At 73.3% G+C, this 14,697-nt stretch carries 9 protein-coding genes and 1 pseudogene; 8 read left to right on the plus strand and 2 right to left on the minus strand.

The window, feature by feature from the left end:
* Positions 1-14 precede the first annotated feature (14 nt).
* From HHX37_RS13675 to HHX37_RS36645, 6 genes and pseudogenes are all read left to right on the plus strand, one after another.
* On the plus strand, positions 15-2,306 hold the full coding sequence (locus HHX37_RS13675) for an acyl-CoA dehydrogenase (protein WP_182885608.1): 2,292 nt from the start codon (positions 15-17) through the stop codon (positions 2,304-2,306).
* A gap of 34 nt (positions 2,307-2,340) precedes the next feature.
* A complete protein-coding gene (locus HHX37_RS13680) occupies positions 2,341-4,089 on the plus strand; it encodes a hypothetical protein (protein WP_182885609.1) in 1,749 nt (582 codons plus the stop codon).
* An 11-nt stretch (positions 4,090-4,100) separates the two neighbouring features.
* Complete coding sequence (locus tag HHX37_RS36640; RefSeq protein ID WP_259402704.1) at positions 4,101-4,229, plus strand: hypothetical protein; 129 nt, start codon at positions 4,101-4,103, stop codon at positions 4,227-4,229.
* A 10-nt stretch (positions 4,230-4,239) separates the two neighbouring features.
* Positions 4,240-5,067, plus strand: coding sequence for a glycosyltransferase (locus HHX37_RS13685; RefSeq protein ID WP_182885610.1), 828 nt, complete (start codon positions 4,240-4,242; stop codon positions 5,065-5,067).
* A complete protein-coding gene (locus HHX37_RS13690) occupies positions 5,045-6,196 on the plus strand; it encodes a glycosyltransferase family 4 protein (protein ID WP_182885611.1) in 1,152 nt (383 codons plus the stop codon). The genes HHX37_RS13685 and HHX37_RS13690 overlap by 23 nt, the downstream gene beginning before the upstream one ends.
* 83 nt (positions 6,197-6,279) lie before the next feature.
* A pseudogene (locus HHX37_RS36645) lies at positions 6,280-8,235 on the plus strand (alpha-(1->3)-arabinofuranosyltransferase family protein); the annotation flags it as partial.
* Between the two features lie 2,079 nt (positions 8,236-10,314).
* Here HHX37_RS36645 and HHX37_RS36650 read toward each other — a convergent pair.
* Positions 10,315-11,550 (minus strand): acyltransferase family protein, encoded by a 1,236-nt coding sequence (locus HHX37_RS36650; protein WP_259406407.1) that lies wholly within the window; start codon positions 11,548-11,550, stop codon positions 10,315-10,317.
* 206 nt (positions 11,551-11,756) lie between these two features.
* On the opposite strand from HHX37_RS36650, the gene HHX37_RS13700 reads away from it, so the two are divergent.
* Both HHX37_RS13700 and HHX37_RS13705 read left to right on the plus strand, forming a co-directional pair.
* Complete coding sequence (locus HHX37_RS13700) at positions 11,757-12,716, plus strand: DUF3068 domain-containing protein (protein ID WP_182885613.1); 960 nt, start codon at positions 11,757-11,759, stop codon at positions 12,714-12,716.
* On the plus strand, positions 12,713-13,474 hold the full coding sequence (locus HHX37_RS13705; protein ID WP_182885614.1) for an aspartate/glutamate racemase family protein: 762 nt from the start codon (positions 12,713-12,715) through the stop codon (positions 13,472-13,474). The genes HHX37_RS13700 and HHX37_RS13705 overlap by 4 nt, the downstream gene beginning before the upstream one ends.
* An 8-nt stretch (positions 13,475-13,482) precedes the next feature.
* Here the strand turns inward: HHX37_RS13705 and HHX37_RS13710 are convergent, their stop codons facing one another.
* Positions 13,483-14,640, minus strand: coding sequence for a S1 family peptidase (locus HHX37_RS13710; RefSeq protein WP_182885615.1), 1,158 nt, complete (start codon positions 14,638-14,640; stop codon positions 13,483-13,485).
* Between the last annotated feature and the right edge of the window lie 57 nt (positions 14,641-14,697).

Consider the following 14,697-nt stretch of genomic DNA (forward strand, 5'->3'; position numbering starts at 1 on the left):
AGCTGGAGGATCACATGGCGATCGGGCTGAACGAGGAGCATGAGGCGCTCCGCGAGTCGGTGACCGGATGGGCCGAGCGGGCCGTGCCCGCCGACGTCGTACGGAACGTGGTCGGCGTCCTCGCCCAGCCGGGAGCCCGGCCTGGAGTTCGGCCTGGAGCCCAGCAGGGCGCGGAGCCGGGCGCCGAGCCGGGAGCGGAGGAGCGTCCCGCCTTCTGGCCCGCCCTCGCCGGCCAGGGGCTGCTCGGGCTGCACCTGCCCGAGGAGTACGGCGGCTCCGGCTACGGCCTGCTGGAGGCGGCGGTGGCGATCGAGGCGCTGTCGGAGCGGATGATGCCCGGCCCGATGGTGCCGACCATCCTCGCCGGCGCCGCGATCCTCGCCTCCGAGGCAAAGGCGCGGGCGGATGTGCTGCCCGGGCTCGCCGACGGGTCGCTGACCGGCGCGCTGGCCCTCGACAGTGAGATCACCGGAGAGATCACCGGTGAGGCGACCGGTGAGAGCGAGGGGGGCGGGCTCACGATCAGCGGAACCGCCGCGCACGTCCTCGGCGCGGGGGTGGCCGACGTGCTGGTGCTCCCGGTGACCACGAACACCGGGGAGGAGTGGGTGGCGATCGACGCCGCCCAGGCGAAGATCACAGTGGTCCGGCCGCTCGACCTCACCCGCGGCGTGGCGATGGTCGAGGTGTCCGGGCTCGAGGTGCCCGCCGAGCGCGTGCTGACCGGTCTGACCAGGAACGAGGTGCTCACGGCGGCCGCGATCGTCCTCGGCGCGGACGCTGCGGGGGTGGCCGCCTGGTGCGTAGCCGCCGCGGCCGACTACGCCAAGGTGCGGGTGCAGTTCGGCCGGCCGATCGGCCAGTTCCAGGGGGTCAAGCACAAGATCTCCCGCATGCTGGTGGCGTTGGAGCAGGCCCGCGCCACGGTTTGGGACGCCACCCGGGCCGAGGGCGCGGAGCGCGACTACGCCGCCGCGATCGCCGCGGTCATGGCGCCCGACGCCGCCGTGCAGTGCGCCAGGGACGCAATCCAGATCTTCGGGGGCATCGGCTACACCTTCGAGCACGACGCGCACCTGTACTACCGTCGCGCGCTGACGATCCGCGCGCTGCTCGGCGCGTCCTCCGAATGGTCCGATCGGGTGGCCGCCCTGGCGCTGAAGGGCGTCACCCGGGAGATGGAGATCGACCTGCCCGAGGAGTCGCGGCCGTTGCGCGAGGCGATCCGGGCGGAACTGGCCGGGATCGCCGCCCTGGAGGGCGCCGAGCAGCGGCGGGCCCTTGCGAAGGCCGGGTTCGTCATGCCGCACCTGCCCCGCCCCTGGGGCCGCGCGGCCTCACCGCTGGAGCAGGTGCTCATCCACCAGGAGGTCAGGGCGGCCGGGATCAGGCCACCACAGATGATCATCGGCGCGTGGGTGGTGCCGTCGCTGGTCACGTACGGCACGCCGGAGCAGCAGGAGCGCTTCCTGCCCGCCACGCTGAGCGGTGAGCTGGTCTGGTGCCAGTTGTTCTCCGAGCCCGAGGCGGGGTCCGACCTCGCCTCGCTGCAGATGAAGGCGGAGCGGGCCGAGGGCGGCTGGCGGCTCACCGGGCAGAAGATCTGGACCTCGGTCGCGCACGTCGCCGAATGGGCCATCTGCATCGCGAGGTCCGACACCTCCAGGCCCAAGCACGACGGCATCACCTACTTCCTGGTGGACATGAAGGCGCCCGGCGTCACCGTACGGCCGCTGACCGAGATGACCGGGGAGAACCTGTTCAACGAGGTGTTCCTCGACGACGTCTTCGTGCCGGACGAGATGGTCGTCGGAGAGGTGAACGACGGCTGGCGGGTGGCCAGGAACACGTTGTCGAACGAGCGGGTCAGCCTGTCGTCCGGCTCGGGCGGCACCGGGGCGTCGGTGCCCGACCTGCTCGGCCTAGCGGGCCGGCTCGGCCGCGAGCTCACCCCCGCCGAACGGCAGGACCTCGCCGGGGTCGTCTGCGAGGCGCACTCCATCAACGCGTTGTCGTTGCGGGTGACCCTCAGGCAGCTCGCGGGCGACGAGCCGGGCGCCGACGCCTCGGTGCGCAAGCTGCTGTCCACCGCGCACGCCCAGCACGTGTCGGAGGCGGCGGTGTCGCTGATCGGCCCGGCCGCCGTCACCGCCGCCGACTGGAGGCTCGGCGACGCCGGCTACTGGAACCGGGCCGTGCTCGCCACCCGCGCGATGACGATCTACGGTGGCACGACCGAGGTGCAGCTGAACATCATCGCCGAGCGCCTGCTGGGCCTGCCCCGCGACCCCGAGCCGGGCAAGTAGTCCCCGTCGTCCGGCCGCTACTGGAACTGGAGACATGTCTTTCTGGGACGCGGCCGGACGCCGCTGGCCGATCTGGGGCGGGTTGCTGGTCGGCGTGCTCGCTCTCGGCCCGGTGCTCGGGCCCGGGTTCACGCTGGCCTACGACCTCGTGTTCGTCCCGGAGCCGGGGTTCGGCGCGGCGGCCTTCGGGCTGTCCGGCACGCTGCCCCGCGCCGTCCCCAGCGACGCGCTGGTCGCGGCGCTCGGCCTCGTCCTGCCCGGAGCGCTGGTCCAGAAGGCCGTCCTGCTGGGGATCTTCGTGCTGGCCTGCTGCGGCATGGCGGCCCTGACCGAGCGGTGGCCGCCCACCGCGCGGGTGGCCGCCGCCGTGTTCTACACCTGGAACCCCTTCGTCGCCGAACGGCTGTTGCTCGGGCACTGGGCGCTGCTGCTGGGGTACGCGGGGCTGCCCTGGGTCGTACGCGCCGTGTCCGGCGGAGGGCGGCGGGCGATCGTGGTGGCGCTGCTGCCGGCGGCGGCCGGCGGCTTCATGGCGATGATCGTCACGCTCGTGACCGCCGCGCCCGTGGCGGCGTACGCGCGTGACAGGGCCCGCAACGGAACACCCTGGAGACCACTGCGCGTGTTCGCGGTGTCGTGGGTCGTGCTGAGCCTGCCCTGGCTGGTGCCGAGCCTGGTGCGGCCGGGAGGGGTGCCCGGCGACCCGGCGGGCGTCGACGCGTTCGCGGCCCGCGCGGACACGCCGTTCGGGGCGCTCGGCAGCCTCCTCGTGCTGTCCGGGATCTGGAACGCCGAGGCAGTGCCACCGGGGTACGGCGCGACGCTGCCGCAGATCCTGCGCCTGGCGGCGGTCGTCGTGACGCTGACCGGTTTCGCCCTGGGGAGAGGGGTTCCGGCGCGGCCGGGTCTGGCGGTGGCGGCGGTGGCGGGGTTCGCAGTGGCCGCGCTGGGCGTCACCGAGGCGGGGCGGGCGGCCCTGCGCGTGCTGGTGACGCACTGGGCGGGGTTCGCCGTTCTCCGGGACGCCCAGCAGTACGTGGCTCCGCTCGCGCTGGCGCAGGCGCTCGGCCTCGGGGCGGTCGCGGCCCGCTTACGGGGAGCGCCGGTGAGTTCGGTGGCCAGTGTGGTGACGAGCGTGGTGGCGGCGGGAGCGCCGCTGCTGCTGCTCCCCACGCTGGCTTTGGGTGGTCTGGGCAGGCTCGCGGCGGTGCCGTACCCGCGGGATTTCGACGAGGTGCGCGCCCGGGTCGCCGCCGACCCCGTCCCGGGGGACGTGCTGCTGCTGCCGTGGGAGGCGTACCGCGCCTACGACTGGAACGCGCGGCGCTCGGTGCTCGACCCGCTGCCCCGATATCTGACCCGGCGGGTGGTGTGGAACGACATGGTGCGGGTGGGGGACGGAGGGAGAGACGGCGCGAGAGGCGGGGTGGTCGGCGCCGAGGACCCGCGTGCCCAGGAGCTGACGCCGCTGGTGCGGTCGGGGGCTCCGCTGACCGAGGGGTTGCGGCGGGCCGGATTCCGCTTCGTCGTGCTCGACGGCGACCGATCGAACTGGAACGAGTTCCACTCGCGGCTCCGGGGCGCCCGGCCCGTCTACACCGGCAGGTACGCCGCGCTGTACGCCGTCGACGCCCCTGAGCAGGCGCCGGATACGGGCCCGCCGGCCTTCGTCGTTATCCTGGGCTGGTTTGTCTCTTTTTCGTATATCTACCTTATGGTAAGAGAATCTGGTTCTAGTGTCGTCAGGCGTCGATCGTCAGACGTCGGTGAAACGGTCGAGTGAGGAGCCCTTCCATGCGCGTGCTTCTGGCGGTGGCCGTCGGCGGTCTGCTCGCCGTGGGTGCCACGGTGGGCCTGGTCAACGTGGCCGACACGGCTCCGAGCCCGGTGAACAAACCCCTGTACAACTACGGCAGCCGCTGACCGCCCCGCCGTGCCCGCTTCCCAGCCTCGGCAGGAGGCCCGTCCCCTGCTGGAGATCGTGGTCCCCGCCCGCAACGAGGAGGCGCGGATCGCCAGGGGACTGACGGAGCTGTGCGAGAGACTCGCCGCGCTGCCGTACCCCGCGCGGATCGTCGTCGTGGACAACGCCAGCACCGACGCGACGCCGGACGTCGTGCGCGCACTGCCCCCGCGTACGACGCCGATCCGGCTGATCCGCTGTGAGACGCGCGGCAAGGGCGCGGCGGTCCGGGCCGGGCTGCTCGCCACCACCGCACCTCTCATCGGGTTCTGCGACGTGGACATGGCCACCGACCTCGCCGCCCTCGACACGGTGGTCCGGCTGCTCGGCGCCGGGCAGCCCGCGGTCATCGGCTCCCGCGCCGCGCCGGGCTCGGTCGTCGAGGCGCGGCACAGCCGGGTGCGCAGGCTGGGCGCCTGGGTCTTCCGGGCTCTGGCCCGCCGGGTCACCGGCCCCATCGGGGACACCCAGTGCGGGTTCAAGTTCTTCCACGGCGACCTCGGCCGCCGGGCCGCCCGGCGGCTGCGCACGACCGGATTCGCCTTCGACGTGGAACTGCTGGCCCACGTGCACCTGCTCGGGGCCGGCGTCCGGGAGATCCCGGTGGCGTGGAGGGACGTCGGCGGCTCGACGTTCTCGTGCTGGCGGCACAGCTGGGGGGTCTTCCTGCAGATCGCGGTCATCTGGGTCAGGACGCGGCCCGGCGGCCGCGCGGCCCGCCCCCGTCTCTCCCTGTCCTTTGATCACACAGCCTCCGAGCACGCGTCATCCGATCATGCTTCCTCCGTCACCGCCTGACCCCTGCCGCGCCGGCCTGCGTGTCGCCCTCGTCAACTGGCGCGATCCCTGGCACGAGCGGGCCGGGGGCGCCGAGGCGTACGCCTGGGAGATCGGCAGGCGGCTCGCGGAGCGGGGGGCGGACCTCACGTTCCGCACCGCGCGCGGCTCCGGGCAGGCGGCCGCCGAGAGCGTGGCGGGGATCAGGATCGTCCGCGGCGGCGGCACCTTCACCGTGTACGCCCGCGCGGCGGCGTGGCTGTGGCGTCACCGCCGCGAGTTCGACGTGGTGATCGACTGCCAGAACGGGATCCCGTTCTTCACCCCGCTGTTCGTGCCGCGGTCGGTGCGGGTGCTGTGCGTCGTGCACCACGTCCACGACGCGCAGTTCGGCGTGCACTTCCCCGGCTGGCTCGCCCGGCTGGGACGGTTCCTCGAAGGCCCGGCGGCCCGCCGGGTCTACCGGCGGCACCTCTGCGTGGCGGTCTCCCCGTCCACCGTCGAGGCCATGCGGCGCAGGCTCGCCTGGACGGGGCCGATCACCGTCGTGCCCAACGGCGGGCACCCGCCCCGGCAGGCCCGTCACGAACGGACCGAGCGGCCCTCCCTCGTCTGCGTGGGGAGGATGGTGCCCCACAAGCGGATGGAGCTCGTCGTCGGCCTCGCCGAGACGCTCCGCGCGGAGTGGCCGGATCTCACCGTCGACCTGGTCGGCCGGGGTCCCGAACTCGGGCGCCTCACCGCCCTGGTGGCCGAGCGCGGGCTCACCCACGTCGTACGGCTGCACGGGCACGTCCCTGAGGAGGAGAAGGAGCGGCTCGTCGGCCGGGCCTGGGCGCATCTGTCCGCGTCCCAGGGCGAGGGCTGGGGGCTGAGCGTGCTGGAGGCGGCGGCGCTCGGCGTGCCGACGGTCGCCTTCGACGTCGACGGCCTGCGCGACGCCGTACGCGACGGGCGTACGGGCTGGCTGGCGGGGGAGGGCCGGTCGCTGGCGAAGGTGACGTCGGAGGCGCTCGCGCTGCTGTCCGACCCCGCGCGGGCGGCCGACGTCGCGCGGGAGTGCCGCGCCTGGGCGGCCGGGTTCACCTGGGACCGCAGCGCCGCGATGTTCGCCGGGCTCCTGCCGGACGCGCCACGGAAGGGCCGATGAGCAGCCCGCCGGACAGCCACACGGACAGCCACACGGACAGCCACACGGACAGCCACCCGAGCGGCCCCATGAGCAGCGCCCGGATGCGGAACCGGCTGCGTCTGCTGGCCGCCTCACTCCTGCTCGTCGCACTCGTGTTCCGCACCAGGCCCGGTGAGCTGCTGGCCGACACGAAGATCGATTTGACGGTCGCGCCCGCGGCGTTCCTCGGGCGGGCGCTCGGCCTGTGGGACCCGGCGCAGTTCGGCCAGTTGCAGAACCAGGTCTCCGGCTATCTCTTCCCGATGGGCCAGTTCTTCCTGGGCGGGAAGCTGCTCGGGCTCGACGGGTGGGTGGTCCAGCGGCTGTGGATGGCGCTGCTCGCCGTGACGGCCCTCACCGGGATGAACCGGCTCGCGGCCCGGCTCGGGATCGGGACGCCGGAGACCCGCCTCGTCGCCGCGCTCGCCTTCGCGCTGGCGCCCCGTGCGGTGTCCGACCTCGGGGTGCTGTCGGCCGAGGTGCAGCCGATGGCGCTGCTGCCCTGGATCCTGCTGCCTCTGGTCACCGCCGCGCGGGGCGGCAACCGGGTGGTCTGCGCGGCCCGCTCGGCGTTCGCGGTGGCGTTGTGCGGCGGGGTCAACGCGGTCGCGGTGGGCGCGGTCCTCGTCGTCCCGGTGCTGTTCGTCGCCACTCGCGACCGGGAGGTCCGGCGGGTGCGGCTGCTGGCCTGGTGGCTGGCGGGAGTGGCCGCGGCGACCCTGTGGTGGACCGTCCCGCTGCTGCTCATGGGCAGGTACGCGTTCTCGTTCCTGCCCTACACCGAGAGCGCGGCGACGACCACCCAGGTGACCTCGCTGCCGAACATCCTGCGCGGCACCGCGGACTGGGTGGCCTCGATCACGGGTGGTGCGGGCCCGGGAATGCCGGTCGGCTTCGAGCTCACGCACGCGACCTGGGCGGCCGTAGCGACGTGCCTGCTGGCCGCGATCGGGCTGGCCGGCGTGCTGCGGGCCGACGTCCCGCACCGGCTGTTCCTGACGCTGACGCTGCTCGCGGGGCTGCTCGTCATGTCGGCGGGTCACCTGGGCGCGCTGGAGCCGCCGCTCGCCCCGGCGGTCCGCGAGCTGATCGACGGTCCCCTCGCGCCGCTGCGGAACCTGCGCAAGTTCGACCCCGTGGTGCGGCTGCCGCTCGCCCTCGGCGTCGCCCACGCGCTCGCCGCCGTACGGCGTCCCGAATTCAGGGAACAGTTCAGGGCGCGGCTCCTCATGGCCGGAGTGGTGGCCGCGCTGGCGGGGATCACGCTGCCCGTCCTCCAGCTCGGGCTGGCCGGGCCGGGGACGTTCCGGGAGATCCCCGGCTACTGGCACGAGGCCGCCCGATGGCTGAACGGACGGGCCGGCGACCAGGCGGTGCTGGCGCTGCCCGGGTCCGCGTTCGGGGAGTACACCTGGGGACGGCCGCTCGACGAGCCCATGCAGCAGCTGTTCACGGTGCGCTGGGCCGAGCGGCAGATCGGGGCGGCGGGCTCGACCGGGCTCACGAGGGTGCTCGACGCGGTGGACCGGCAGGTGGCCGCCGGGCGCGGGTCCCCGGGCCTGCGCGAGGTGCTGGCCCGCCTCGGCGTCCGGTTCCTCCTGGTGCGCAATGACCTGGACCGCCGCGCCATGGAGGGCACCCTTCCCGCCCGCGTGCACCAGGCGCTCGCCGACACCGGCGGCATCTCCAGGGTCGCCTCGTTCGGCCCCGACGTCGGGTCGAGCTGGGACATGGACGACGCCGTGCTGGGCCAGGACCCGGCCTACCCCGCGCTGGAGGTGTACGAGGTCGGCGGCGCCGCCGGCGTCGTCTCGCTGCTCCCGGCCGGTGACCTGCTGCGCGTGTACGGCGCTCCGGAGGGGCTGCTCGACCTGGCCGACCACGGCCTGCTGAGCGGGCGGCCCACCGTGTTGAACGCGGACCCCGGCGACGCCCGCGAGGCCGTCGTCACCGACTCGCTCCGCCGCAGGCAGCGGCACTTCGGCACCATCCGGAGGGGCGTCTCGCCGACGCTCGCCGACGGGGAGTCGCCGCCGAGGACCGGGGTCGTGGACGACTACCTGGAGCCGGGCTGGGCGCCGTTCTCCGCCACCGCCGCCTACACCGGCATAGCGGGAGTGTCGGCCTCCTCGTCGGCCTCCGACCCGGGAACGATCGCCATGCCGCAGTCGCCCGGCCGTCTCCCGTACGCCGCCCTCGACGGGAACCCCTGGACGATGTGGCGGTCGGGCGGCACGGACGGGCCGCTCGGCCAGTGGATCAGGATCGACTTCGAGCGGCCGCTGCGGCTCACCCGGATCGGGGTGCGGTTCGTCGCCGATCCGGTCCTCGGGCCGCCGCCCGTCCGGGTCGCCGTGGAGACCGCGGCCGGCCGCGTCGAGCAGGACCTCACGGATGTGTCGGAGACCGGTGACGCCCAGAGCCTGCGGGTGCCCGACGGGCCGTCGTCCTGGCTGCGGCTGCGCGTCCTGCGGCTGGCCGACCAGCCGGAGGACGCGTCCGGCACCCCCTTCGGCAGCTCGGTCGGCATCGCGGAGATCAGCGTTCCCGGTCTCGCCCCCGGCCGGACGTACCGGTCGCCCGACGTGTCCGGGCGGACCGCCGGGACGCCCACGACGTACGTGATGACGCGGGCGGCGGGAGAGGAGCCGCCCTGCGTGCTCGGGCCGGTCCGGTGGCTGTGTCAGCCGTCGGCGGAGCGGCAGGGAGAGGAGGGCTACACCTTCGACCACACCGTCACCGTCCCCGCCGCCGGCTCTCCGACGTTGACCGGCCGGGCCGTGCTGCGGGACGCCGCCGCCATCGACCGGTACGCGCGACTGACCGAATTTCCGCGGGTGAGCGGGTCGAGTGTGGCCGTCGACCAGCCGGTGGCGGCGGCCAGGTCGGCCTTCGACGGCGACGCGCGCACCACCTGGATCAGCGGCGAGAACGACCGCCATCCGGAGCTGTCGATCCGGTGGGCGAAGGCCAGGACGGTCGGCCGGATCGTCGTCCAGCGCCCCAGGGGAGCGCGCCCGTGGACGTCGGTGCTGCTCACGGCGGGCGACGGCAGCGTGCGCGGCGGCTGGCTCGACGACGAGGGCGAGGTGCGGTTCCGCCCGGTGAAGACCGACCGCCTGCGCATCCAGTTCTCCCCGGCGGCCCCGCCGCTGCAGGTCACCGACGTGCTGGTCGACGGGGTCCGGCCGCTGCCGGACATCGCCGGGGTTCCGTTCACGCTCGACTGCGGCTTCGGGCCCGCTCTGACGATCGGCGGCGAGCGGGTCGCGACCCGGGTCGAGGGCGTCTACGGTGACGTGCTGACCGGGCGCCCGCTGCGCTTCACCTCCTGCGGCGAGGTGCGCGTCGCCGCGGGCGCCAACCGCATCCGGGCCGTGCCGCTGGACCCGTTCCGGGTGGACTCCGTCGTGCTGGGCTCTGCTGTACCGGACTCTGCCGTACCGGACTCAGCACCCCCCACCGTTTCGAAGCCCTCCGGAAGGGTCTCGGTCGAGTCCTGGGGCGCCTCGCGCCGCACAGTGTCCGTCTCGGCGGAGGCCGACGCCTACCTGGTGGTGGGGGAGAACTTCAACCCGGGCTGGACCGCCACCGTGGCGGGGCGCGCCCTGACGGCCGTGCGGATCGACGGCTGGCGGCAGGCGTGGCGGGTCCCCGCGGGCACGTCGGGGGTCGTCCGGCTCGACTACACGCCCGACCGGGCCTACCGCGTCGTGCTGGTCGCGGGCCTCGCCGGTCTGCTCCTGGTGGTGTGCCTCGCGACGCGTCCGGTCCGGCTGCGCGCCCCGCGGGCCGTACGGACCCGGGCGGGGGCGGTGGACCGGCGGCTGCTGCCCGCGGCGGCGGCCGCGGCGGGGTGGTGGATCGCCGGTCCCGCGGGCCTCGCGGTGGTCACCGGTTGCGTTCTCGCCGCCCTGTGGGGAAGACCGGTGCTCGGCCGTCTCCTGCGGTCGCCGCTGCCTGTGGTGTCGCTGCCTGTGGTGTCGCTGTCGGTGGTGTCACTGCTCGTGCCCGCCGGAGTGCTGGCGACCCTCTCGTGGGGCGACTCCTGGCAGCAGCGGGCCGCGCAACTGCTCTGCCTTCCCGTTGTCGCGGCGCTACTGGTCGCGCTCGCGGCGCCCGCGGCGGCCGAGCTGAAGCCCGAGTCGCCGGGCGGGCTGCTCGACGAGGAAGTGGCTCAGGACGGCGACCAGGACCGAGACGGGCACGACCACGAGCAGCACCGGCCAGAACCCGCCCGTTAGGGGCTTCATGTCCGCGAGCCGGTAGAGAGCGGCGATCACCAGCACGTGCCACAGGAACAGGCTGTAGGAGACACGGCCGAGGAAGCGCATCACCGGGTTGCCCAGGGCCCGGTCGGCGAAGCTCGGCCGTCCGTCCGAGAGCGCCAGGGGCGCGACGAGGAAGACCGCCGTGATCCCGTAGAGCGCGGTCTTGAAGCACGAGGCCCAGAACGTGTCCCCGCTCAGGGTCCTGGGGCCGGTCAGCTCGGTGCTGGCGACGACGAAGGTCAGCGCGGAGATCAGCCAGCAGGCGCCGGCGGAGGACCCGAGGGCGCGGCACAGCACGCTCACCCGGCCGCTCGGCCGCGCCTGCGCCCAGGCGGCGAGCAGGGAGATGGCCATGCCCAGGGAGAACCACAGCAGGTAGCGCGGCAGGTGCATGCCCATCGTCGGCTTCCAGGCAGGCCAGAAGGTCAGGGCGATGTAGGCGAACGAGACCGAGCCGAGGAGGGCGAGCGCCACCAGGGCGCGGGAACCTCTCCGGTCCACGTCACCGTCCCGGCGCGTCGCGAGGTACGCGACCCCCGCACCGAACAGCGGGAGCGCCAGGTAGAAGGTCGCCTCCACCGGGAGGGTCCACATCTGGTAGAGCCCCTCGGGGCCGGTCCCGGTCCACCACGGGTCGGGATCGTAGATCGAGAGCAGGCCGAGCCATTCGACCCACGTCCGCACCGAGCCCAGCCGCGCGGAATGGAACGCGACCAGCCCGGCGATCACGGCCACCCAGTAGGCCGGAAGCACGCGGAGCGCACGCCGCCACAGGTATACGCGTACGTCGGGGCGTCGCCCCGAGCCGAGGAGGGCGGCCGCCCAGGGGCGGTAGAGAAGCAGGCCGGAGAGCACGAAGAAGATCGCGACGCCCACGTCGCCGTGGGCGACGAGCCAGGAGAACTGTGTGTCCCCGTACATCTCCCCGGTGACCGAGGCGACGTGCAGCGTCAGCACGAGTAGCGCGGCGACCGCCCGGATTCCGTCGAGGGAGTTCAGATGACCGCCGTCGCCGGGGACCGGTCCCGCGGGCGTGTCGAGGTCGACCTGCGTGGCGGTCAAAACTGATCACTCCGGCACATAGGCGTACGATCGGCACACTGTATCTCAGGCCCGGCGCCGCGGACGTCCGTAAATAGAACGTGTTCTTATCGATTTGGCGGCCGTCGCTGGCGGCGGTCACGAGCCCGCACTACGATACGCGGGCCAACCAGACGAATTCGGCATAACAGGTTCCAGGCCGTACTGGGGAGATCCCGGAGGACTTGATGAGACGGACCGGTGGACTCGTTCTCCTCGCGCTGGGGGTGTTCTTCGTCGTGCTGGCCCCGCTGCTCCGCTTCTGGGCGGCGGACCGGCTCGTGCACGCGCCCGCGGACCAGGACAGCACGACGGAACTGAGCGCGCCGAACGCCCGTTACTTCAGCGTCGCCGACATGAAGGTTCTCACCGGGAACCTCGCCATCACCGTGACCACCCGCGGCGACACGGCGGAGTCGGCCGGCGACCACGTCGTGTGGGACCAGTTCACCAACGTCAACGACGTCACCAACGAACGCCGCGGCATCTCCTTCAGCCTGTTCCGCAGCGCCTTCAACAAGTACGACGGCACCGGGGTCAACTGCTGCCAGGTCAACGTGGACAAGACGCCGGTGCGGCTGCAGGGGCAGATCTTCCTGTTCCCCTTCGGGGTCGAGAAGAAGACCTACCCGGTCTACAACCCCGCCGCCAAGCAGGCCTTCCCGGCGGAGTTCGCCGGGGAGGAGGTGCTGGACGGGCTGCGGGTCTACCGGTTCGTGCAGAAGATCCCCCCGACCGTCACCGACACGCTCAAGGTGCCCGCCACCGTGCTCGGGATGAAGGGGAAGGGGGACAAGCAGGCCGAGCGCGTGTACGACGGCACGACCACCTTCTGGGTCGAGCCCGAGACCGGCCTGCCGGTGAAGCAGGAGCAGCGGCGCCACGAGGTGCTGAAGACCGGCGACGGCGTCGAGCGCACCCCCGCCCTCGTCGGCACCGCGACCTACACCCCGGAGACGGTCGGCTCGCTCGTCCGCACGGCCAGGGACAACATGAACCAGATCGCGCTGCTGAAGACCACGATCCCGCTTGTCTCGCTGATCGTCGGTCTCGCGTTCCTCCTCGTCGGCGGCTGGCTCATGCGGCCGGAGCGGCCGGAGCGGCCGGAGCGGCCGGAGCGGTTCGAGTATTCGGAGCAGCCGTCGTGAGGCATCTCGGCGTTCTCGCGCACAGCACGGGAGGAGCCGCCCTCTGCTTCCTCACGTTCTGCGAGGAGGGCTTCCACCGGACCGGCCGCAACGAGCATCCAGACATCACCCTGGACTACATCGCCTTCGGCTACAGCATGCCCGCCTGGGAGGCGGGGGACCACGCGACCGTCCGCGCCACCCTGGCCAGGAGCGCCGATCGGCTCGCGCGGGCCGGCGCCGACTTCTTCGTCTGCCCGGACAACACCGCCCACCTGGCTCTGGAGGCGCCGGGACCGGACCTGCCGCTGCCGGGCCTGCACATCGCCGAGGTCGTCGCGGACCAGGCGGCGGCCGAGGGGCGCACGCGCGTGGGCGTCCTGGGCACCAGGTTCACGATGGACGGCCCGCTGTATCCCCGTGCGCTCGCCGCCCGCGGGATCGCCGCCGAACTGCCGGACGCCGGTGACCGCGACCTGGTCGACAAGGTCATCTTCACGGAACTGGTGAACGGCGTGATCAGCGAGGCGTCGCGCCGGGAGTACCTCCGGGTCATCGAACGGCTGGCCGCCCGCGGCTGCGACGCGGTCGCCCTCGTCTGCACCGAGATCCCGTTGCTGATCACGCCCGAGGTCTCCGCCCTGCCGACGCTCGACTCGACCCGTCTGCTGGCCCGCGCGGCCTACGAGGTCGCCGTCGGCGAGCGGCCGATGCCCGTCTGGCGCGGCGGCGGAACGCGGGAAGGCTCCCCCGCCGGTCGGGCGGGGGAGCCTTCCTGAGCTGGTGATCAGCCGGTGACCAGGGTGAGGCCGTAGACGGAGAGGATCTCGTTGACAGGCTGGAAGTAGGTGGTGCCGCCGCTGGAGCAGTTGCCGGAGCCGCCGGAGGTCACGCCCTGGGCCTGGCTGCCGGAGATGAACGAGCCGCCGGAGTCGCCGGGCTCGGCGCAGACGTTGGTGCGGGTCAGCCCGCTGACCGTGCCCTGCGAGTAGCGGACGCTGGCGTTGAGCTGCTGCACGGTGCCGCAGTGCCAGCCGGTGGTCGAGCCGGACCGGCAGATCGAGGAGCCGACGGCGGCCACGGACGAGCCCTTCACGACGACGTTGCCGCCGCTGTAGTTGTTCACCCAGGGCCTGACGGTCCAGTTGCTGTTGACCGCCGCCCAGGAGTAGTCGTTGCCGGGGAACGAGTAGCCCTGGAAGGTGCCCATGAGGACGTGGTTGTAGCCGTACACGGTGCTGCCGGCGGTGGCGCAGTGCCCGGCGTCGACGAACCCGGGCGTGCTGCCCTTGCGCACGGAGAAGCCGATCGAGCAGCGGGCCGAGCTGCCGATGTAGTAGGCGTCGCCGCCGCGGACGTCGTAGAAGGTCTGCGGCGCCTCGCCCGACCGCTCGACGCGTACGGCCGACTTGTCGGCGCCGCTGGCCGTGACGAGCTTCTCGGCCGCGGCGGTGTCGGAGGCCAGCACGACCACGCTGTTGGTGCGCACGTCGACGTACCAGAGGGAGGCGGCGGAGGCGGGCGCGCCGGCGGCGGCCTTGTCCAGCGCGGCCGCGGTGGCGTCGAGGGCGCCCAGGTTGCGGGAGACGACCGTCGGCTGCGCGCCGGCGGACAGGATGGCGCCCGCCTTCGAGGCGTCGGTGGTGGCGACGATCAGACTGTCGGAGGTGACGCCGGAGACCCAGGATCCGGCGTAGGCGTCGCCGAGCGTGGCCCGGACCTTGGCGTCGGTGTTCATGGCCTTGGCCTCGTTGGCCAGGCGGGCGTTGGCCTGGTCGGCGCTGAGCCCGAGGTCGCGCTGCATCGCCTCGATCATGCCGGGCGACGGAGTGCCGATGGAAGAGGCGGAGGAGTTGCTCGGCTCGGCCAGGGCCGGGGTGGCGACCGTGGCGAGGGCCGTGACGGCCAGGGCGCATGCGGCGGTTACCGTGCGTCTGCGGAGCATGTGGGGCTCTCCTTGTCTTCGGGGGGTGCCGTCAACGTAACCGACCATCCGCGTCAC

It is taken from the genome of Microbispora sp. H10885 (assembly GCF_014161415.1).
GTDB lineage: Bacteria > Actinomycetota > Actinomycetes > Streptosporangiales > Streptosporangiaceae > Microbispora > Microbispora triticiradicis.

What these genes read in the sequence shown, in the direction of transcription:
- HHX37_RS13710 (WP_182885615.1), bottom strand. Translation starts at nt 14,640, where the DNA reads ATGCTCCGCAGACGCACGGTAACCGCCGCATGCGCCCTGGCCGTCACG.
- HHX37_RS13700 (WP_182885613.1), top strand. Translation starts at nt 11,757, where the DNA reads ATGAGACGGACCGGTGGACTCGTTCTCCTCGCGCTGGGGGTGTTCTTC.
- HHX37_RS36640 (WP_259402704.1), top strand. Translation starts at nt 4,101, where the DNA reads ATGCGCGTGCTTCTGGCGGTGGCCGTCGGCGGTCTGCTCGCCGTGGGT.
- HHX37_RS13690 (WP_182885611.1), top strand. Translation starts at nt 5,045, where the DNA reads ATGCTTCCTCCGTCACCGCCTGACCCCTGCCGCGCCGGCCTGCGTGTC.
- HHX37_RS13680 (WP_182885609.1), top strand. Translation starts at nt 2,341, where the DNA reads ATGTCTTTCTGGGACGCGGCCGGACGCCGCTGGCCGATCTGGGGCGGG.
- HHX37_RS13675 (WP_182885608.1), top strand. Translation starts at nt 15, where the DNA reads ATGGCGATCGGGCTGAACGAGGAGCATGAGGCGCTCCGCGAGTCGGTG.